The sequence below is a fragment of the Coleofasciculus sp. F4-SAH-05 genome, assembly GCF_040222985.1.
Lineage (GTDB): Bacteria > Cyanobacteriota > Cyanobacteriia > Cyanobacteriales > Coleofasciculaceae > Coleofasciculus > Coleofasciculus chthonoplastes.
Genome location: NZ_JAVKBY010000028.1, coordinates 1 through 19,933, shown reverse-complemented (window position 1 = coordinate 19,933; position 19,933 = coordinate 1). Strand labels below are relative to the sequence as shown.

15 protein-coding genes and 2 pseudogenes are annotated in these 19,933 nt (G+C 47.5%); 9 read left to right on the top strand and 8 right to left on the bottom strand.

What is annotated here, in order from left to right; all coding sequences use genetic code 11:
- Positions 1-221: 221 nt before the first annotated feature.
- Positions 222-437: pseudogene (locus tag RIG27_RS03245) on the top strand (WD40 repeat domain-containing protein); the annotation flags it as partial.
- A 149-nt stretch (positions 438-586) separates the two neighbouring features.
- On the opposite strand, the gene RIG27_RS03240 reads toward RIG27_RS03245, so the two are convergent.
- Entirely contained in the window at positions 587-2,734 is a 2,148-nt protein-coding gene (locus RIG27_RS03240) for a polyribonucleotide nucleotidyltransferase (RefSeq protein ID WP_446342386.1), read from the bottom strand.
- A 221-nt stretch (positions 2,735-2,955) separates the two neighbouring features.
- Here RIG27_RS03240 and RIG27_RS03235 point away from each other — a divergent pair, with 221 nt between their 5' ends.
- Positions 2,956-6,129: a DEAD/DEAH box helicase gene (locus tag RIG27_RS03235; RefSeq protein WP_446342384.1), complete on the top strand. Its 3,174-nt coding sequence runs from the start codon at positions 2,956-2,958 to the stop codon at positions 6,127-6,129.
- A 59-nt stretch (positions 6,130-6,188) separates the two neighbouring features.
- Here RIG27_RS03235 and RIG27_RS03230 read toward each other — a convergent pair whose 3' ends face one another.
- A complete protein-coding gene (locus RIG27_RS03230; protein ID WP_446342382.1) occupies positions 6,189-6,434 on the bottom strand; it encodes a helix-turn-helix domain-containing protein in 246 nt (81 codons plus the stop codon).
- 206 nt (positions 6,435-6,640) lie between these two features.
- Here RIG27_RS03230 and RIG27_RS03225 point away from each other — a divergent pair, with 206 nt between their 5' ends.
- Positions 6,641-7,918: an FAD-dependent hydroxylase gene (locus tag RIG27_RS03225; RefSeq protein WP_446342380.1), complete on the top strand. Its 1,278-nt coding sequence runs from the start codon at positions 6,641-6,643 to the stop codon at positions 7,916-7,918.
- A 72-nt stretch (positions 7,919-7,990) separates the two neighbouring features.
- Here RIG27_RS03225 and RIG27_RS03220 read toward each other — a convergent pair whose 3' ends face one another.
- From RIG27_RS03220 to RIG27_RS03210, 3 genes are all read right to left on the bottom strand, one after another.
- The gene (locus tag RIG27_RS03220) at positions 7,991-8,767 is read right to left on the bottom strand and encodes a circadian clock KaiB family protein (RefSeq protein WP_446341005.1); all 777 of its coding nucleotides are present in this window, start codon (positions 8,765-8,767) and stop codon (positions 7,991-7,993) included.
- A 120-nt stretch (positions 8,768-8,887) separates the two neighbouring features.
- A complete protein-coding gene (locus RIG27_RS03215) occupies positions 8,888-10,213 on the bottom strand; it encodes a type IV pilus twitching motility protein PilT (RefSeq protein WP_446342377.1) in 1,326 nt (441 codons plus the stop codon).
- Between the two features lie 302 nt (positions 10,214-10,515).
- Complete coding sequence (locus RIG27_RS03210) at positions 10,516-13,050, bottom strand: DNA gyrase/topoisomerase IV subunit A (protein WP_446342375.1); 2,535 nt, start codon at positions 13,048-13,050, stop codon at positions 10,516-10,518.
- 135 nt (positions 13,051-13,185) lie between these two features.
- Between RIG27_RS03210 and RIG27_RS03205 the strand changes: the two genes are divergently transcribed.
- On the top strand, positions 13,186-13,587 hold the full coding sequence (locus RIG27_RS03205) for a response regulator (RefSeq protein WP_446342373.1): 402 nt from the start codon (positions 13,186-13,188) through the stop codon (positions 13,585-13,587).
- Here RIG27_RS03205 and RIG27_RS03200 read toward each other — a convergent pair whose 3' ends face one another.
- On the bottom strand, positions 13,588-13,782 hold the full coding sequence (locus tag RIG27_RS03200; protein WP_446342371.1) for a hypothetical protein: 195 nt from the start codon (positions 13,780-13,782) through the stop codon (positions 13,588-13,590).
- Between the two features lie 246 nt (positions 13,783-14,028).
- On the opposite strand from RIG27_RS03200, the pseudogene iscB reads away from it, so the two are divergent.
- The 4 genes and pseudogenes from iscB to RIG27_RS03180 all read left to right on the top strand — a co-directional run bounded on the left by iscB (position 14,029) and on the right by RIG27_RS03180 (position 17,207).
- Positions 14,029-15,304 (top strand): annotated as a pseudogene (gene iscB / locus RIG27_RS03195) (RNA-guided endonuclease IscB).
- 57 nt (positions 15,305-15,361) lie between these two features.
- A complete protein-coding gene (locus RIG27_RS03190) occupies positions 15,362-15,556 on the top strand; it encodes a hypothetical protein (protein ID WP_446342369.1) in 195 nt (64 codons plus the stop codon).
- Positions 15,556-16,614, top strand: a complete 1,059-nt coding sequence (locus tag RIG27_RS03185; RefSeq protein WP_446342388.1) for a DUF3326 domain-containing protein — start codon at positions 15,556-15,558, stop codon at positions 16,612-16,614. Before RIG27_RS03190 ends, RIG27_RS03185 begins: the two co-directional genes overlap by 1 nt.
- Complete coding sequence (locus tag RIG27_RS03180) at positions 16,614-17,207, top strand: CPBP family intramembrane glutamic endopeptidase (protein WP_446342367.1); 594 nt, start codon at positions 16,614-16,616, stop codon at positions 17,205-17,207. The genes RIG27_RS03185 and RIG27_RS03180 overlap by 1 nt, the downstream gene beginning before the upstream one ends.
- Before the next feature lie 487 nt (positions 17,208-17,694).
- Here RIG27_RS03180 and purN read toward each other — a convergent pair whose 3' ends face one another.
- Positions 17,695-18,354, bottom strand: coding sequence for a phosphoribosylglycinamide formyltransferase (gene purN / locus RIG27_RS03175; RefSeq protein ID WP_446342365.1), 660 nt, complete (start codon positions 18,352-18,354; stop codon positions 17,695-17,697).
- A 281-nt stretch (positions 18,355-18,635) separates the two neighbouring features.
- On the opposite strand from purN, the gene RIG27_RS03170 reads away from it, so the two are divergent.
- Positions 18,636-19,400, top strand: coding sequence for a hypothetical protein (locus RIG27_RS03170; RefSeq protein WP_446342363.1), 765 nt, complete (start codon positions 18,636-18,638; stop codon positions 19,398-19,400).
- Here the strand turns inward: RIG27_RS03170 and RIG27_RS03165 are convergent.
- Positions 19,390-19,933: RNA-guided endonuclease TnpB family protein (locus RIG27_RS03165; RefSeq protein WP_446342361.1), on the bottom strand; the 544-nt coding region annotated here is incomplete at its 5' end. The two genes, RIG27_RS03170 and RIG27_RS03165, sit on opposite strands and share 11 nt — an antisense overlap.

Below are 19,933 nucleotides of genomic sequence, written 5' to 3'. Positions count from 1 at the left end.
TGTCTAATTGAGCTTTTTTCTACTAAATGAGCTTTGACTATTTTTTCTCTGAAATCTACTGAATATGCTTTCATTGGCTATCCAACGCCTTAATCTCTGTTCATCAATTGTACTATGATATAGCGCAAAGCGCTGTATCTGAGAAACAGCTTGATTATGCGACAGAAATACAAGTTGCAAATGTACTCAGGCAGGCAGTTAATACTGTGAGGCAATACAACAGCTTAGAAGAACATGATTCATTGGTCTTTAGTGTAAGTTTTAGCCCCGATGGGAAAACCTTAGCCTCTGGAAGTGACGATAATAAAATTAAACTGTGGAATCTGGATTTAGATGACTTACTGGTAAAGGGGTGTAATTGGGTGCATAATTATCTGAAATATAACCCAAACCTGAGAGAAAGCGATCGCACTCTCTGTGATGGTATCGGCGATTAGCTTAGTTGGTGAGACAAATCCTTTTTTCCTTCCGTCTTCATCAAAAATAAAACTAGGGGATTTAAGATTAGAGTCCTAATCCAAAATCCCTATTCAATCAACCCATCTAAGGGCAATTGATTTTAACGTTCAGCTAACTCCAAAACTCTCTAAGTTGTCGCTGCTGCACGCGCTGCGGCTGCTTCATCGGGATGAATTCCCAAACGAGTCAGATTAATCCGACCTTTGTTGTCAATTTCGCGAACTTTCACAATCACTTCATCGCCAACAGCAACCTCATCTTCTACCTTACCGACACGATAATCTGCCAGTTGGGAAATGTGAATCATTCCCTCTTTCCCAGGTAACACTTCCACAAAGGCGCCAATGGGAATAATTCGAGTGACGCGCCCTGCATAAACATCCCCTTCTTCTAAGCGACGGGTCATGCCTTGAATTAGGGTAATCGCTTTCTTTGCTTTTTCCCCTTCAACCGCAGAAACGGTAATCGTGCCATCATCATCAATATCGACTTTGGCACCGGTTTGTTCCGTAATCCCTTTAATCGTCTTACCGCCAGGACCAATTACTAAGCCAATTAAGTCCGGATCAATCTTCATCGTCAGTAAGCGTGGGGCAAAGGCAGACAAATCAGGACGCGGTTTGTCAATTGTCGCCAGCATCTTTTCTAAAATATGCAGTCGCGCTGGTTTGGCTTGTTCAATCGCTTTAGCAACGGTTTCCATGGGCAGCCCGGTGATTTTCATGTCCATTTGTAAGGCAGTAATCCCGCTATCCGTTCCCGCGACTTTGAAGTCCATGTCGCCTAAAAAGTCTTCAATTCCTTGAATATCGGTGAGAATCCGGACTTGATCGCCTTCTTTAATCAATCCCATCGCCGCACCACTGACAGGCTTGGTAATCGGCACCCCTGCATCCATTAAGGCTAGAGTCGATCCACAAACCGAACCCATGGAGGTTGAACCATTGGAGGAAAGCACCTCCGATACCACCCGAATTACATAAGGAAAGGCATTTTGCGGCGGTAATATGGGCATAATCGCCCGTTCCGCTAACGCCCCGTGACCGATTTCCCGGCGTCCCGGCGATCGCATGGGTTTAGTTTCCCCCACGGAAAAGGGCGGGAAGTTATAGTGGTGCAGGTAACGCTTCTCTTCTTCGGGATTCAGATCATCCAACATTTGAGCATCCCCAGGCGTTCCCAGCGTCACCGTAGATAGCACTTGAGTCAAGCCTCGATTAAATAAACCACTCCCATGAACACGAGAGGGCAATAGACCCACCTGACACGACACCGGACGTACCTCATCCAGTTTACGCCCATCCACGCGCACGCCATCCTCGACAATTTGCGATCGCATCAGCTTCTTGGTTAAGCTTTTGAACACACGGCTGAGCAGTTGATTATCAGCCGCCGCCACGCGCAGGGGATCATCCTCTGGACGTTCAGCGATGGGAGCCAGAATTTCATTTTCCTTGATTTCATCCAAGGCTTGATCGCGACCATGCTTATCTAAGTCAAACTGAGACAAGACTTTCTTTATCGATTTCGTCGCGCGATCGCGGATAAAATCTTCCAGTTCCGATGGGGTTTCTGGCGGTTCGGCTTGGATAATCTCAATCCCCAACTCCTTGAGCAGGTTTTCCTGAGCCGCAATTAAATCCTGTACGGCTTCATAGCCAAATTCAATCGCCTCAATAATATCCAGTTCTGGCAGTTGATTCGCCCCGGCTTCCACCATAATCACACCTTGGGGAGAACCCGCCACCACCAAATCTAGATCACCATTGTCGATTTCGCGGTAAGTTGGATTAATAATGAAATCATCTCCAACTAGCCCCACCCGTACTGCTGCCATCGGACCATAGAATGGGATTTGGGCTTGCAGTACCGCTACTGATGCCCCAGTTACCGCCAACACATCCGGTGGCACTTGTTCATCCATGGACAAGGTTGTGGCTACAATCTGAATATCATCCCGTAGCCAACTGGGAAACAAGGGGCGCAACGGGCGGTCAATCAGACGGCTGGTGAGTGTTACTTTTTCCGGAGGACGCCCTTCTCGGCGCAGAAACCCACCCGGAATTCGACCGGCTGCATAAAGTCTTTCTTCGTAGTCAACTAATAAGGGGAGAAAATCGATGCCTTCTCGACCCGCTGAGCGAGTCGCCGTGACTAAAACCGCTGTATCTCCTGATTCAATTAGTACAGATCCCCCAGCTTGGGGTGCTAGTAGACCGGCTCTTAGCCGAATATCCCGTCCATCAAAGGATATTGATTTGTCTAACTCTACCATTTGGTTCGTTACCCTTCTCTCTTTATCATGTTTTTTTCTCTGTCGCAATCCTAGCACTTATGGAATAATGATGCTTTGAGAAGGGATTTGAGTGTGTAGGGGCGGGTTTAGGGAATTTATTGGCGCTGTTGACGATAACTTTTGTTCAAAACCCGCCCCGATCAAGTGTTGAGTGTTGAGCCTTCGCTTCGCTAGTCAGACATTTTCATTTTTCTATAAACATGGCAATTTTACATGGTAGTTGGATTACTGGCGAATCTGATAGTTATTTATTTATTTGGGGAGAACAGTGGCGTCCTTTAGCATCTGTTGACTCTGCTGCCAACTCGGATATTTTTCCCCATCCCTTTGCCATGACGCAGACAGAGTTAAGTGAGTTTTTACGCGATCGCGGTTTAACCCTTCCCGAATCTGGAACCGGAAAAAGCGACAGAGATACAGAGAGTGCGATCGCCTCCTGGCAAAGCCAGGTTTTTGTCTTACCCACTCACCCCGCAGGTGCTAAAACACCAGCCTACCCAATTCTCTCCGCCCAACTCCCGACAGAGGACTCTTCATCCCTGGAACTGCACCAATGGCAGGTTACAGGCTACCGTCTCACCCCTTCAACCGCTTTACCCTTTCTGCAATCTCTGCCCTTAGGGAGATTCAATATTGCCGATAATTACGTCGGATCGGATTTACGATTTTGGACTCATGTCTATCGCTGGAGTTTAGACTTACTAACTCGGTGTAAATTTTTACCTGGACTATATAGCCAACCCGACGGTGAAGCGATCGCCTACTGGCAACCCCTCCTCGATAGTGCCACGGATCAAACCCGATTAGCCGAGTTTACCCAATCTATGCCCTTAGCGTGTCAAGCGTATGACGGCAATGTAGAGACGCGCCATGGCGCGTCTCTACAATCACAACATCCCCAATCCCTAATCCTCAACTTTTTAAGACACGCCATTGATACTCAGGTACAAAATTGGGTTGAATCACTATCACCCCCAACCGCTACCTCACCCATCCCCGAATGGCTGCAAGCCCTCTGTAGCGCCAAGGAGAACCTAGACGTTGAACCGATGGCGATCGCGCGTTTAGGTACAGCACTCTCCACTTGGACAACCTCTATCCAACAGCACCTAGTTACTCCCACCACCCAAGGCTTAACCCAAAATCTCTTCCGCACCTGCTTAGTCTTGCAACCGCCAGAACCCGATGAAGCCAACTGGCGACTTGACTTTTGCTTGCAAGCCATGGATGAGGCAGACTTATTAGTCGATGCCAAAACGATTTGGCGGCATCCTGTCGAACAATTAGACTATCACGAGCGAACCATTGAACAGCCTCAAGAAACCTTACTCAAAGGATTAGGATTAGCATCTCGTCTCTATCCCCCCTTAGAAGCCAGCTTACACGAACGCTGTCCCCGGTTTTGTGAACTCAATCCCGTCCAAGTGTATGAATTTATCAAAGCCAGCGCATGGCGACTGCAAGACAGCGGCTTGGGCATTATCTTACCCCCAGGATTAGCCCCCGGATCAGGGAAAAAACGCCTCGGCATTAGTATTACCGCAGAAGCACCCAAATCCAAAAAAGACGAACGGTTAGGGTTACAAAGCCTGCTGAAATTTAAATGGGATTTGGCGATTGGTGATACCAAACTCTCCAAATCTGAATTCCAACGCTTGATGTCCCTCAAATCCCCCTTAGTGGAAGTTAATGGCGAATGGATTGCCCTACAACCTGCCGATGCGCGGGCGGCGCAAACTATCTTAACCGCTTCAAAAGACGATATGAGTTTGTCCGTAGAAGACGCCGTGCGACTGGCAACAGGCGACACCAAAACATTAGGAAAACTGCCCGTTGTTCACTTTGAAGCCTCCGGAGCGTTGCAAGAATTAATCACCAATTTAACCGGAAATCGCACCATTGAACCCATTGACGTTCCCCAAGACTTTAACGGCACATTACGCCCGTATCAACTCCGAGGCGCCAGTTGGTTAGCCTTTTTAGAACGCTGGGGATTAGGGGCTTGTTTAGCTGACGATATGGGATTGGGTAAAACCATTCAGTTTATTGCTTTTATGCTTTATTTAAAAGAACAAGATGTTCTAGAATCGCCCACATTATTAGTCTGTCCCACATCCGTACTCGGAAACTGGGAACGGGAAGTGAAAAAATTTGCCCCGACGCTTAAATCCATCGTCCATCATGGCGATAAACGCTCAAAAGGCAAGACATTTGCCAAAGCAGTGAAAACCAAGGATTTAGTAATTACCAGTTATCCATTAGTGTATCGAGATGCTACAACCCTAGAATCAGTATCTTGGCAAGGTGTCGTATTAGATGAAGCACAGAATATCAAAAATTCAGGGGCAAAACAGTCCCAAGCCGTGCGGAAACTGTCAACAGAATTTCGCATTGCCTTAACGGGGACTCCTGTGGAGAACCGCTTATCGGAATTGTGGTCAATTTTAGATTTTCTCAATCCTCAATATTTAGGCGATCGCCAATTTTTTCAACGACGGTTTGCTATGCCAATTGAGAAGTTTGGCGACAGGAATTCATTGCAAACCTTGCGATCGCTGGTGCAACCGTTTATTCTGCGCCGTTTGAAAACTGATAAAACCATTATTCAGGATTTACCGGAAAAACAGGAGATGACAGTATTCTGTGGACTCGCCGCAGAACAGGCAACCCTGTATCAGAAATTGGTGGATGAATCATTAGTTGAAATTGAAGCGGCAGAGGGAATTAAGCGCAAAGGGTTAATTTTAACCTTGCTGATGCGACTCAAACAAGTTTGTAATCATCCCGCTCAGTTATTAAAAGAGAAATCCTTAAAAGACGCCAAGCGTTCTGGGAAATTACTGCGGTTACAGGAAATGTTAGAGGAAGCCATTTCGGAAGGCGATCGCGCGTTAATTTTCACCCAATTTGCGGAATGGGGTAAGCTGTTAAAACCCTACTTAGCGAAACAATTTGATCAGGAAATCTTGTTCCTCTATGGCGCAACCCGCAAGAATCAACGAGAGGAAATGATTGACCGTTTCCAAAATGACCCCGAAGGACCCCCGATTCTGATTTTATCCTTAAAAGCGGGAGGAACGGGACTAAATCTGACGCGGGCGAATCATGTTTTCCATATTGATCGCTGGTGGAATCCGGCGGTGGAGAATCAGGCGACTGATCGGGCGTTTAGAATTGGTCAAACTCGCAATGTACAGGTGCATAAGTTTGTCTGTACGGGAACGCTGGAAGAACGGATTAATGACATGATTGAAAGTAAGAAGCAGTTGGCAGAACAGACGGTAGAAGCGGGTGAAAACTGGGTCACGGATATGGATACCGATCAGTTGCGATCGCTGCTATTGCTTGACCGCACGGCGGTAATTGATGAGTAAGGGAGGTGTGCGATCGCTTTTCCCTGTCAATGACATTCTTATCCGTACAGGTATTGCTCTTACTCCTCATCTTCATTCTTAATCAATTCACCTAAATATAATTCGACAAATGTTTCAGCGGCGGCTGGATTAATATCCTTCAGCGCTTTTACGATATCTGCTACCGTCTCAGCCGTGGGATCTGCGCGTTCATGAAACCAACGATTGACGATGGTGCGCTCAATGCCTAATGTCACCGCCAATTTATTCTGGCTGATTCCGTAGGTTTTTAGTGCCTGCTTTAGGGCTTGTCCTGCTCTTCCCATGCCTCTAATCGTGTCAGAGGAACATGACGGAGTAAATGTAAACTTATTCGTTCACATCCGGTATGATTTAAATGTGAACTTAAAAGTAGGGGCGGGTTTAGTCATTTATGGGTGCAACCGAAACGATAATGGTGAAACCCGCCCCTACAAATGCACCCGCAACTTGCCCTCTTCAGCTATCCGCGTCAAAATGAAGAAAAGTAAAAATGCTTATCATTTCGATACATTCTCTGAAAATGGCGCAAGAACAGGCATACAATCAAACCTTTGACTACGATTTGGTCATCGTTGGCGGCGGTATTGTCGGCGCAACCTTCGCCTGTGCGTTGAAAAAGTCCGGGTTACGGATTGGATTAATTGAGGCAAAACCTCAGTCAGTCGCCGTAGCCAGACGGCAAGCTTACGCCCTCTCGCTGCTTTCTGGACGCATTTTCCAAGGAATTGGGGTTTGGGAGACGATTCAGCCGCAAATTGCGACTTATCGTCAAATTCGCCTCTGTGATGGCGATTATCCTAAATTCGTGCAATTTCACCCCACCGATTTAGGTACGCAGGATTTGGGGTATGTGGGCGAACATCGTCCTCTGCTTACGTCGCTGTATGAGTTTTTGGCAGATTGCCCAAATGTAAGCTGGTTGTCTCCAGGGGAAGTGGTGGAGGTTGAGTATCAAGCCTCTGGGGTAGAGGTTACGGTAAACGTGGATGAAAACCCTCAGACTCTGCGATCGCGCTTAGTTGTCGCCGCTGATGGTTCGCGATCGCGTATTCGTACAACCGCCGGAATCGGAACAAAAGGCTGGAAATATTGGCAATCCTGCGTCACCGCCCGGATTAAAACTGAGAAATCCCATAACGATACCGCCTTTGAACGTTTCTGGGAAAGTGGTCCGATGGGGGTACTCCCCCTCGCCGAAAATCGCTGTCAGGTGGTGTGGACAGCCCCTCACGCCGAAGCCCACCAGTTAAAAGACTTAAATGAAAAGGAATTCCTCGAACTCCTAGAATATCGCACAGGCGGGCTTTTAGGGCATTTAGAATTAGATAGCGATCGCATCCTCTTTCCCGTACAGCTAATGCAAAGCGATCGCTACACTCAACACCGCCTCGCCCTGATTGGTGACGCCGCCCATTGTTGTCATCCTGTAGGTGGACAAGGGCTAAATATGGGCATCCGAGACGCCGCCGCCCTTGCCCAAGTCATCCAAGACGCCTATCAACAGGGTGAAGATATTGGAGACGAACGCATACTCAAGCGCTACGAACAGTGGCGCAAACGCGAAAATCTGGTCATTTTAGGCTTTACTGATTTCCTGGATCGAATGTTTTCTAATAAGTGGTTGCCAATTGTTACCCTACGTCGCCTAGGATTATGGATGTTGCGTCATCTGTATCCAGTTAGATGTTATGCTCTGCAATTAATGACAGGTTTAAAGGGACGCACTCCTCAAGTGGCTAATTTTAAATCTGGGTCAACTTCAGTTTAATCAATAAAAGTAAAAACAAAGAACGTATTTTGAATTAGCTTAACTATGTTTCTCTTACACAAAATTCAGTTTTTATAGTTGAGCTTCTGGAGCAATAAGTACAAGTAAAAGACTTTCCAAGTTGTTCAAATCTCCAACAATACGTCGGACAGGGGGGGGGCAAACTCTCAGCAGTGTGGGAGTGGCTGAAATTTGATTGGCTTCCGCTTGTTCAGGATGTTTAAATACATCAATCACTTTTAGAGTGTAAGGATGTTGTAGGGATTGCTCGAGTAACTGATGTAGTTTTTTCAGGATATGTTCAGTTGATCCACTGTGTCCAGATACAAATAAGCGCAAGACATAACTCTGGGGAGATTGAATCAGACTTGAATCGTGCTCATGCCTAGGATTAGCATCAGACAACTGTTCTATACATTCATCCGGGCGATCGCAACGGATAATCAAATCATGATCTTGCCACAGTTGGGGAAAGCGATCGCGATATGTCTCCAAAACTATTGGATCACAGCACTCTTCCCGCCAAGGCGCAACTTGCCACACCACGTTCGTGACACCAAACACAGCATTCAGCAATGCCTGATGGTGCTGGATGGGCGGATAAAGTTCCGCTGACGTTCGCATCTGTTGGGTATAAGGATCGAGCCAGCGATCAATTGTGCCAGTATATCCCGGCACTAAAAAATGGGGCGGTTCCGGTAATCCGAGCATTTCTTGCAAACTCGCACACAGATGCAAATGCCAATGCTCTTGTTTACTAGGATCAATGCCATAAATTAAATCTCCCCCTGGTGTAAACAGGGCAATACCCTTAAATAACTGAGAAAACGAGCGTTGAATCTCGTTCATTGTTGATTGTTGATTTTAAATTATTGGCAGCTAAAGGCAGCGGATAAGAAGATGAGAGTTGCTTTCCCCTGCCTTGTCCTGACATATAACAAATGCCAAATGATAAATGGCAAATGATAATTAAACACGACCCCGTAACATCATCGCCATTTCGTTTTGAGTCGGCGACATTTCTAGGGCAGTTTCTTCGGTGATACGTCCTTCCTGATAAAGGTTAAACAAGGACTTATTCATCGTCATCATGCCGTCAAATTCATTAGCCGCCATCAGTTCGTGAACTTCCTCATATTCACCCTTGCGGATATAATCCCGAATCGCTTCTGTATTAATCAGAATGTCGTGGAAGGCGGCACGTTTGCCATCAGTGGTGCGACATAACCCTTGGGCAATGATTGCCACCATTGATTCAGCAAAAGCGACGCGGATGGCGTGTTGTTCTTCTGGATTATAAAGATTGAGAATCCGTTCAATAGTTTTCACCGCACTATTCGTGTGCAGCGTTCCCATAACCAAGTGACCCGTCTGAGCCGCTTTCAGGGCTGTGTTAACGGTTCCCCTATCTCGCATTTCCCCCACCAGAATCACATCCGGATCTTCCCGCAAGGAGGCTTTTAAAGCATTGTCAAACTGGAGGGTATGAGCGCCGACTTCCCGCTGTTTAATTAGGGCTTTTTGGCTTTTGTGAACAAATTCAATCGGGTCTTCAATCGTAATGATATGCTTCGGCATCTCCTTGTTCATGTAGTCAATCATTGCCGCTAGCGTCGTTGACTTACCTGAACCTGTGGGACCGGTAACCAGAATTAAACCCTTGTGATAATTACAGACATCCCTGAGAACTGCGGGAAGTCGCAACTGTTCCATCGTCAAAATCTTCAGGGGAATCAAGCGCATGACTATGGCAGGTCCTGTCAGGGAGTCGAAGATATTAATCCGCACCCGGGCAAAGTCATACTGCGCTGCACCATCAAATTCGAGTTCGTTTTGGAAGCGACGAATTTCTTCATCGGTGAGAATTTCCCGCAACCAACTCATAAACGTGGGTTTATCGGTTACAGGATATTCTGTCCGTTCCATTTCCCCTCGGTTTCGCATCCGAGGCACTTCACCGACACCAACGTGAACATCGGAAAATCCCTTGTCATACGCTTCCCGAATCAGTTGGTTTAATGTGGGTTGTCCGGGAGAAAGTCCCCCACCTTCCGCTGGCGTCCGGGATTTAACGCCGGGTGAAGCTTGACGAGAACTAGGTGCTGTTTTAACGGCGGTAGGATCTGATGCGGACTGACCCGCTTTGGGCGGCATCGGCATCGTTTTAGAGGGCATCGCTTGGGTTGCCCCTGGCGGCGCTTTCCGAGACGCTCCTCCTCTTGGCGGTGGCGGTGGCGCTGGAGGAACGCGGGGTGGAGGGGGTGGCGCACTCGGAGGTCGTTTTGGATCGGTCATGGTTGAACTACCGCTTCTGTTACATTTCTGTGTGTATCATTCCCTAGGTTCCCGCAATTCCTACAGTACATTTATCACGGAAACAGACGGAAATCAGTTACAAGACTTACCCTTCACTATAAAGCCATAGTCAGTGGATCGAAAAGTTTTCAGGTTGGAGGGGCTTGAGTTTTTATCAATAAAAATCCTGGACAACCCTAAGGATGTCTTTAGATCCGGGGAATTTTCAAATAAATAGGGATTAAATAGCATATTCAGTGAATCGAAAAGTAGGGGCATGGCACTGCCGTGCCCTTACTTAATTACGGGAGGATTGCTGTAACAGCAATAATTGTTTCATCTGACTTGAGTTTAACCAAGCGATCGCCACACCCATCTTTTCCTGACAACTTTACAGATTTTAACGATACCGTCATGACTCGCTCGTCGCTGGTGAGCAACACAGCCGTCTCGGTTTGAGAGGCATTGATGACTCCCATCAATCGATCCGTTGAGGTTTTAAATTGAAGGGCTTGAGTGCCAAGTTCACCCCGTTTGATGCGCCGGACTACATTGAGTCCTAGGCGTTTGCCATAGCCTTGCTCAGACACCAGTAACAGATTCTGGTTGGGCGCGATCGCGACACATCCCACTAATTCCTCCCGACGCCGCAGTCGCAACGCTTGATTTCCTTGGGCTGTACGACCCATAATCGGCAAATTTTGGTCGTTAATTTCAAAGCGTAATAAGCGCCCGTTACTGGTAGCGATAATCAGATCATCAGTGGATTGAGCTATGGTAACATACGCCAGCACATCCTCCTCTTTGAGTTTAACCGTGGTTAAACCCCGTGCCGTTAGGTTAAGTAACTCTGTCGCAGGTAGACGCTTCACTCGTCCCTGTTGGGTGAGCAAAATTAGGCTGAGAGACTCGGTAAGTTCTTGGGGTCGAAAATGGGCAATAACGGTTTCGGATTGAGCCGCATCAGGGAGGAGACGAGTCAAGGGGATGCCTTGCTTACGCCCTGCAGCGGGTGGGATATCTTGCACTTTCAAGGGGTAGGCTTTGCCTCCACTGGTGAGGGTGGCAAATTCTGACGCCGTGGTGGTTTGCTGCGTTTGAATCACAAAATCGTTCCCATCTTTGATCGAGGGTTTAGATTTGGGATCAGGGGCAGAACGTAGGCGTTGTACGTTTCCTTGATACGTAAACTCCAGAACCGTTTGTTCGACTTCCGTGTCAATCAGACTCGGCGATGGAGATTTTGAGGTCGAGGTTTTCGGGTTGTCTGAGGTTTTGGTTTTCTTGCGGGTTTGTTTTTCTGATTTGGGTTGTTTTGGTTCTTTAAGCGATTGCGGTGAGCGGATCTTGGTGCGACGCGGATCAGCGTATTTCCGTTTGAGCGATCGCAACTCTTTTTTCAGGGTTTTGAGTAATTCATGTCGGCTACTGAGTAATTCCTGGAGGGTTTCAATGCGGGCTGTGAGTTCCTCAAATTCGGTCTGGAGTTTTTGCCGTTCTAACCCCGTGAGGCGGCGCATCGGCATGGCGAGGATAGCATCAGCTTGACTCTCACTCAGGTTTAACTGGTCTTGAAACCGAGTCTTGGCGGTTGTGCCATCAGGCGCATGGGTGAGGATTTCAATCACGCGAGTGAGTTGATTTAAGCAAACCAATAATCCTTCCACCAGATGACGCCGTTGTCGTTTCTGGTCAAGTTCATAGGTATATTGCCGGGTCAGGGTTTGTTCCCGGAACCGTAGAAATTCTTCCAGACATTGCCGTAGGGGTAGCTGGCGGGGCTGTCCGTTGACTAATGCCAGCATAATCGCGCCAAAGTTACTTTGTAGGGGAGTTTGTTTGTAGAGGTGTTTGAGAACATCTCTGGGATGAGCATCCCGTTTAAGTTCCACAACCACCCGCATCCCCTGGCGATCGCTCTCATCGCGTAAATCGGCAATTCCGTCTAAACGTCCATGGTTGACCAGATCGGCAATTTTTTCAATCCAAGCCGCTTTATTCACTTGATAGGGTAATTCTGTGATAATGATTGCGGTGCGGCGATGACGGCGAGTGCGACCGACTTGAAGCTCTTCTACCTTGGCGATTCCCCGCACCGGAATAATGCCGCGTCCACTGCGATAGGCATCCCGAATTCCCGACGTGTCGATAATTTCACCCCCCGTGGGAAAATCGGGTCCGGGAATTAATTTCCATAATTTTTCATCCGCCAGATCCGGGCGATCAATCAAGGCGATTAACCCGTCCACAATTTCGCCCAGATTATGAGGCGGAATATTGGTTGCCATGCCAACCGCGATGCCAGAGCAACCATTGAGCAGTAAAATGGGTAGTTGAGCGGGTAAAACCACAGGCTCTTGTTGAGAGCCGTCGAAATTATCGATAAAATCAACGGTTGCCTCGCCAATTTCTGATAGGAGGGCTTCATGACTAATGGGAGACAGCCGCGTCTCTGTGTAACGCATGGCAGCCGGTGGGTCGTTATCCACCGACCCAAAATTGCCATGACCCGCCAATAACGGATAGCGAGTGGAAAAGTCTTGGATCAAGCGCACCATAGCATCGTATACAGCCTGATCCCCATGGGGATGATATTTCCCCAAAACATCACCCACTACGCGAGCGCACTTGCGGTAGGGTCTATCGGGGGTTAAACCCAATTCGTACATGGCATACAAAATACGCCGATGCACGGGCTTTAGACCGTCGCAAACGTCTGGCAGGGCACGCCCAACGATGACACTCATGGCATATTCAAGATATGACTGTTGCATCTCTGCATGGAGGGGCGTGGGAATAACTTGACCAGTCGCCAGCAGATTCAACTGTTTTGCCATGAGTTCTGTGTCCTAATTTCTAACCACAACGAGATGAAAATTTGATTTTTTTTGTGGCAACATTGCCCAGTCCCTGTCAGACTGATGATCAAATCGCACTTTTGTTGAAAAGACGACTTTCTTGATGCAACGCCCATGAAAACCGTTCTGATTGTAGAAGACGATCCCATTAATCTTCGCGTTTTTTCCAAAATTCTCACGAAGCGGGGTGGCTTGAATGTCAAGGGAACCGAAGATGTAGAGGAGGTCATGAAAATTGCCCACGCGGGAGATGCAGATATTATCTTGATGGATGTTTCCCTGGCTCACAGTGTTTACCAAGGTAAGCCTGTCGATGGCATCAAGATTACCCAGATGCTGAAAGCGGATGCTCAAACCAGCAATCTGCCCATTATATTAGTCGTGGCTAATGCTATGGAAGGCGATCGCGAAACCTTCCTTAAGCAAAGTGGTGCTGATGGTTATATCTCTAAACCTGTTGTTGATCATCAACAGTTTGTCGATCAAATCCTGGCACTTTTGCCTAAAAATGATTAGTCAAACCTGAGTGAGAGCGACGCCTCCAATAACCAATCTTCGGATAGGGACATCAATCCTCTGGAACTGGGTGCTGATATTGCCGAAAAACTGGAGTCTTACTAAAGTACGTATGTACTGTAACACAACCGTTTCGGCAAAATACAGAGGATGAGAAAGTTTAGAACCCTTGCGATCGGTTCCCGTTGATACCATCCGTTCCGAAAAACCTATACAGAACTATGCAGATCTAGGCATATCTGTACATAGTCGGAACGTGCAGACCAAGACTCACCGCAGTCTACGTTAGACGGGTCATGACACCTTGATGTGAACGCCAGCATCATGCTCTATCGGATTCAGTTAAGCAATCAGTGAACAGGTTTATAGCTGTAGTGCTGAATCCTTAAAAAGCCCGTCTAACATTGTCGAGGCAAACTTTACTTAATTGGATGACAGAAGATGTCAAATTACGCTTTTCTTGTTGACGCCAATAAGATACCGCTTAATCCAATTCATCCGGCACAAGCAAGGAAGTTATTGGACTCCGGAAAAGCCGCCGTGTTTCGGCATTATCCGTTTACCCTGATTCTCAAGCGAGTTGTCGAAAATCCGATGATTCATCCGCTCACTCTCAAGATCGACCCGGGTTCTAAGGTGACAGGCATCTCCCTTGTTACTGACCAAGACGAGGTTATTTGGGGAATGGAGTTAGAACATCGGGGTGAGTTAATTAAATCGGCTCTTGATTCCCGTCGAGCCGTCAGGAGGGGTCGCAGGAACCGGAATACTCGCTACCGGAAAGCACGTTTCTTAAACCGGAATCGCCCACAGGGGTGGCTGGCTCCAAGCTTGATGCACCGAGTTCTAACGACTGAAACTTGGGTAAAACGGTTGTGTAAATTTGCGCCGATTGAGGAAATCAGGCAGGAGTTAGTCCGGTTTGATACACAAGCACTCTTACATCCTGAAATTAGCGGGTGCGAATACCAGCGAGGTACTTTATTGGGTTATGAAGTACGTGAGTATTTATTGGAGAAATGGGGAAGAAAATGCGCGTATTGCGGTGCAGAAAATGTGCCGTTACAGGTTGAGCATATCCACCCTAAAGCTAAAGGAGGGACTAATCGCATCTCTAATTTGTGCCTAGCTTGTGAAAAGTGCAACACCAAAAAAGGAATAAAACCCATCGAGCAATTCCTCAAGAAAAAACCAGACTTACTGAAGCGAATATTAACTCAAGCCAAGCAACCTTTAAAGGATGCATCGGCCGTTAATAGTACCCGATGGGCATTATTTAATCGGCTCAAAGAGACAGGTTTATCAGTTGGTGTAGGTACAGGTGGGCAAACCAAATACAACCGAGTTCGATTGGGATTACCTAAGACTCACTGGTTAGATGCTGCCTGTGTAGGTATTACTGAAATGCTTCATCTGCTAACCGATCGCATCCTGAAGGTCAAAGCAACCGGAACGGGAGGGCGGCAACGGTGTCAGACCGATAAATTTGGTTATCCAGTTAAACATCGCCCTTTGCGCCCCATCTTTGGGTTCTGTACGGGTGATATCGTTCGGGCTGATGTCCCTAAAGGTAAGTACAAAGGGACATTCACCGCTAGGATTTGCCCAATGTCAGACGGTCGCGGCGAGTTCGTTATCGACAAGAAAAGGAGGTCAACCCGATTGGATTACTGCACACCGATTCACCCCCCAGGATGGTTATAGCTATGCATTTTGATTAGGTTTGCGTAGATGTCTATAGAGATTTGGTTACAGTTCTTTACCCACCAAAAAAATGACAACTCACTTCATTACTGCTGAAATTGATCTCCAGGAGTCCCCAAAACAACTCCATCAAGCGATTGAGACACAACTGCAAAAACAGGGAGAACCCCTGCGTTGGGCGGTTACATCTGTGGATACTCAGGAACAAAAAGCTCAGGTTGAAGCGATTGTCACAAATCCCGATTCTCAACCGTCCACCCCTTAATTATTGTGCGTCCTTACACCGTTGTTTTAATCGTTCCCACAGGAATTGGCGCATCCATTGGTGGCTATGCGGGAGACGCTTTACCCGTCGCCAGAGCGATCGCCCAAGTCTGCGATCGCCTAATTACTCATCCCAATGTCCTCAATGGTGCCCAACTCTATTGGAATTTGCCCAACGCTCTCTATGTCGAAGGCTATGGACTTGACAAATTTGCCGCTGGATGCTGGGGATTACAACCCGTGCATCAAAATCGGGTGGGATTAATTCTTGACCAGGGGATTGAACCGGATCTGCGTTTGCGCCACCTGCAAGCGGCTGATGCCACCAGAGCTACGTTAGGACTGAATCTGACCGACTACGTAATCACCGACGCCCCCTTAAATGTGGAACTGCGGATAGCACCATCGGGTGCGAGTTGGGGTACAATAGGCAATCCGGATAGTTTGTTGCGATCGGCAGAGGTACTGATTCAACAGGCAAAGGCAGACGCGATCGCAGTAGTGGCTCGTTTCCCTGATGATCTGGGAAGCGAAGCCCTAGAAGCATACCGACAGGGACAAGGGGTTGATCCTCTCGCAGGTGCAGAAGCCGTGATTAGTCACCTAATCGTGCGAACCTTCCAAATCCCTTGCGCCCACGCCCCGGCATTAATGCCCCTTCCCCTAGAACCGAACTTGTCGCCGCGATCGGCAGCCGAGGAATTAGGCTATACGTTTTTACCCTGTGTGCTGGTGGGATTAAGTCGCGCCCCGCAATTTCAGGTGAGGCGGCGTCAACCGGGAGCAATTTGGGCAGAGGATGTGGATGCGGTGGTGATTCCCGCTAATGCCTGTGGCGGTAGTGCCTTGCTAAGCTTAAGTCAGTTACGGACTCAAATTATTGCGGTTGAGGATAACCAAACCTCCATGCAAGTGCCTCCAGAACCTTTAGCAATTAAAGCGGTGCGAGTACACTCGTATGTAGAGGCACTGGGTATGTTAGTGATCCATCGCGCTGGAATTAGTACCGATGCTCTGAGTCCCTGCCTGTCGTCTATGCGTAGCTTATCTATATATTAGTGACTAAACAGCTTCCTGATCATCCTGACTTTGAACCCCTCACCCGCACCCAAGTGTTAGTTGCTATGGGGATAACCGCGATCGTTTTACTCGTCGTGGCTAAACTCTGGCTGAAATTTGGGTCGGTGACACTGTTATCCCTAGACTTTACTGTAGAAGGATTACTCATCGGATTAGGTATAGGCGTGGGAATTACCGCGATGAGTAGTGTGGTCTATCGTTTGTGGTCAGCTTACCGTAAAAGTGCTGATGTTTACCTCAACTTGGTTTTAAAGCCGTTGGTATTACCGGATCTGATTTGGTTGGGGTTACTTCCGGGTATGAGTGAAGAGTTGCTATTTCGGGGAGTGATGTTACCCGCCATTGGTTTGAACGCCCTGGGTGTGATTATTTCTAGCTTGGTGTTTGGCATTTTACATTTGAGTGGTTCCCAACAGTGGCCCTATGTAGTTTGGGCAACGATTGTGGGAGTGTTACTAGGGGTTAGTGCTGTCGGTACGGGGAATTTGCTGGTTCCGATTGTGGCTCATGTGGCGACTAATTGGCTGTCTAGTTTCTTTTGGAAGTTGGGACATCGAGAAGTTGAAGCGTAGAGCCTTAGAACCCTGGCTTCTTGAAAAAGTCGGGGTTTTTGCTTTCTAGAGCGCTCTATTGAACTCAAATATAAAGCGTCGATGAAGCTAATGGGGAATTCCATTAATGACTTTGATATAAATTTACCTTATAGAAAACCGCTACTTTAGTCACAAATGTTTTACATCGCGAAACATATAGAAATATATTCGAGGGAATCCGACAAGAAACTTTAGTGATTCACAGGGAAATAATGAAACACTAATGACTGGCAAGTCAGTGAGGTGGACGATACTGTGTCCGATTAAAGATTAATTAAATGTAAACGAGTGTTTACATCCATCTGATAAAGCCTCCATTTCTAATGTGTAAACACACAAGCGCTCAGTGCTATAGGACTTACGCAAAAGCTCTATATGTAGGGTGTGTTAGCGTAGCGTAACGCACCTTAACCAATATATAGTGGCTGCGTAAGTCCTGGGTTTATAGTCGGCGATGCTGGGATTTTTAGCGCCCAAGCGCAACTACAAGCTGGGCGATCGCTTGGGGTAAAATGCGATGTTCCTGGACTTGAATCCGGGCGTGTAGCGTCTCTGGCGTATCGTTGGAAAGCACGGGAACGGCGGCTTGGATTAAAATGGGTCCACTATCGACTTCTGGGCTAACTAAGTGAACCGTGCAACCTGTAATTTTGACCCCAGCGGCTAAGGCTTCTGCTTCGGCGCGAATCCCTTTAAAACTGGGTAAGAGACTAGGATGAAGGTTGAGAATGCGATCGCGAAATGCATCAATCAAGACTGGGGTAACAATTCTCATCCAACCCGCCATAACCACAAGTTCAACTTGGTATTGCTTCAATGTCTGGGCGATTTGAGCATCGAGGGCTTCCCGTTTTTTGTAATCTCGGTGATTATGGAGAACGGTGGGAATACCAAATTTTTCGGCTCTGGCGAGGGCTTTTATGCCAGGATTATTGTAGATCATCACTTGAATTTGGGCATGGAGTTGCCTATCTGCGATCGCTTGGGCGATGGCTTCAAAGTTTGTACCACTCCCCGATACCATAATTCCAAGTTTGATAGGAGGCGTATCTTGGGCTGGTTTGGGAGTAACTGCTGGGGAAATAAAACTAGGAGTTGTGTCTGTCGTTGGGGTATTGCTCGTCATACAGAACTACAAATTACACGAATTGCCAACAGTATCATAGTTTTCGGATGGATATTGCCAACAACAATTTTCAATATATCCGTAGGGGCGCACCGACGTGGATTGGTGTCAACTTAAGCTCAACCTGGGGGTGAGGGGCGATATCTCCAATTAAACCTGCTAAACAGGGTACGGCAGTGCCGTACCCCTACAGATATTCTGTATTATAGGCTAATGAAAATGTCGGCAATTTCCATCAACAAATGACCAATGACAAAGGACATAAGACCCATAACCAATAAATGAAAAACTTCAGCCTCACCCTCTACGCCTTCCACCTGCGTCAAACCCTCACCGACGCCCCCGATCGCGTGGCGGATGATGCCGCCCTATTATGGGATAATCTGACTAATCTGGGACATTTCCCTGGACTCAATACCCTGAAATCTCACCTGATCTGCTACACCAACACCGAATACATTCCCGAAAACGAACCCGGACAAAAAACGTACTGGCTTACCCACGCCCAAGATATCGATTTAGGCGCTATCTCCACCGCCGATGGCTTCAAAATCACCGCCAATCTCCAACCCTTTCGCCTCAATGACACCTACGCCATTGATCTCACCCTCTCCCCCGATTCTCCCCACCTCGACATCACTATCCCCCACACCGCCCTCAAATACGCCCGATGCTTACGTGACTTACGCGCCCACCAGACGGCGATGGAAACCAATCTTACCAACTTTGACACCAAAAAAGGCAATATCGCCCAAATTGGCACTATACCCCAATTCTGGGACGAATTCCTGCGCCAGAGTCACGTCTGGAAACAGCAAATCCAAACCGATATTAATTATCTGTCACCCGGACAAGAGTTATTCGGACAAATGCTAGAAACCGTGCGGGGTATCGTAGACTTAGATCAGGCAGAACGCGATACGTTCCGAAGGAACAGGCTTCGCCAACGCACTTTAGATGAAAAGCTGCAAAACCTAGAACTGTGGATAGCTGTGGTGGGAACCGGATTAGCCGTGAATAAACTACCCAGACCTGCTAAGAGCTGAGGTCTGGGTTTTTAGTAGCCCTAAAGTCATCGAACAAGCTAAGCTGAACATACTCGATAGTTCGGCTTAGCTTGCACGATAACCCCGTGCCTCCAGGCTGGTTTATAGACAGCCCCACAAGTGCAATATTATTGGCTCCATTAAAGTCGGCATCTCCATGCCAACCACAATGCACACATTTGAAAGTCTTGCCACTGCGGTAAGACTTTCCTTTTACCGGGTGAATGTGTAGGCAATTGTGACACATTTGGGAGGTGTAGCGAGGGGAGATAGGGATAACCTGAACACCTGCCCCAAGCGCTTTGTACTCAATGAACATTCGCAGTTGGTAGAATGCCCATGAATTCGAGCGTCTACGTTCCGTCTTGCTTCTGGGTTGCTGGTTAGTTCTTTCCCTAATTCCCGTAAGGTCTTCTATAGCAATTGAGGCACTTAACTCAACCGCTCGTCTGACCACTGATTTGGAGATGTTGTGATTAAGCCATTGCTGGTAGCGTCTCTCTCGTCCCGACAGCCGTTTCAGGATTTCTCGA

What these genes read in the sequence shown, in the direction of transcription:
- RIG27_RS03240 (WP_446342386.1), bottom strand. Translation starts at nt 2,734, where the DNA reads ATGGTAGAGTTAGACAAATCAATATCCTTTGATGGACGGGATATTCGG.
- RIG27_RS03235 (WP_446342384.1), top strand. Translation starts at nt 2,956, where the DNA reads ATGGCAATTTTACATGGTAGTTGGATTACTGGCGAATCTGATAGTTAT.
- RIG27_RS03230 (WP_446342382.1), bottom strand. Translation starts at nt 6,434, where the DNA reads ATGGGAAGAGCAGGACAAGCCCTAAAGCAGGCACTAAAAACCTACGGA.
- RIG27_RS03225 (WP_446342380.1), top strand. Translation starts at nt 6,641, where the DNA reads ATGCTTATCATTTCGATACATTCTCTGAAAATGGCGCAAGAACAGGCA.
- RIG27_RS03220 (WP_446341005.1), bottom strand. Translation starts at nt 8,767, where the DNA reads ATGAACGAGATTCAACGCTCGTTTTCTCAGTTATTTAAGGGTATTGCC.
- RIG27_RS03215 (WP_446342377.1), bottom strand. Translation starts at nt 10,213, where the DNA reads ATGACCGATCCAAAACGACCTCCGAGTGCGCCACCCCCTCCACCCCGC.
- RIG27_RS03210 (WP_446342375.1), bottom strand. Translation starts at nt 13,050, where the DNA reads ATGGCAAAACAGTTGAATCTGCTGGCGACTGGTCAAGTTATTCCCACG.
- RIG27_RS03205 (WP_446342373.1), top strand. Translation starts at nt 13,186, where the DNA reads ATGAAAACCGTTCTGATTGTAGAAGACGATCCCATTAATCTTCGCGTT.
- RIG27_RS03200 (WP_446342371.1), bottom strand. Translation starts at nt 13,782, where the DNA reads ATGGTATCAACGGGAACCGATCGCAAGGGTTCTAAACTTTCTCATCCT.
- RIG27_RS03190 (WP_446342369.1), top strand. Translation starts at nt 15,362, where the DNA reads ATGACAACTCACTTCATTACTGCTGAAATTGATCTCCAGGAGTCCCCA.
- purN (WP_446342365.1), bottom strand. Translation starts at nt 18,354, where the DNA reads ATGACGAGCAATACCCCAACGACAGACACAACTCCTAGTTTTATTTCC.
- RIG27_RS03170 (WP_446342363.1), top strand. Translation starts at nt 18,636, where the DNA reads ATGAAAAACTTCAGCCTCACCCTCTACGCCTTCCACCTGCGTCAAACC.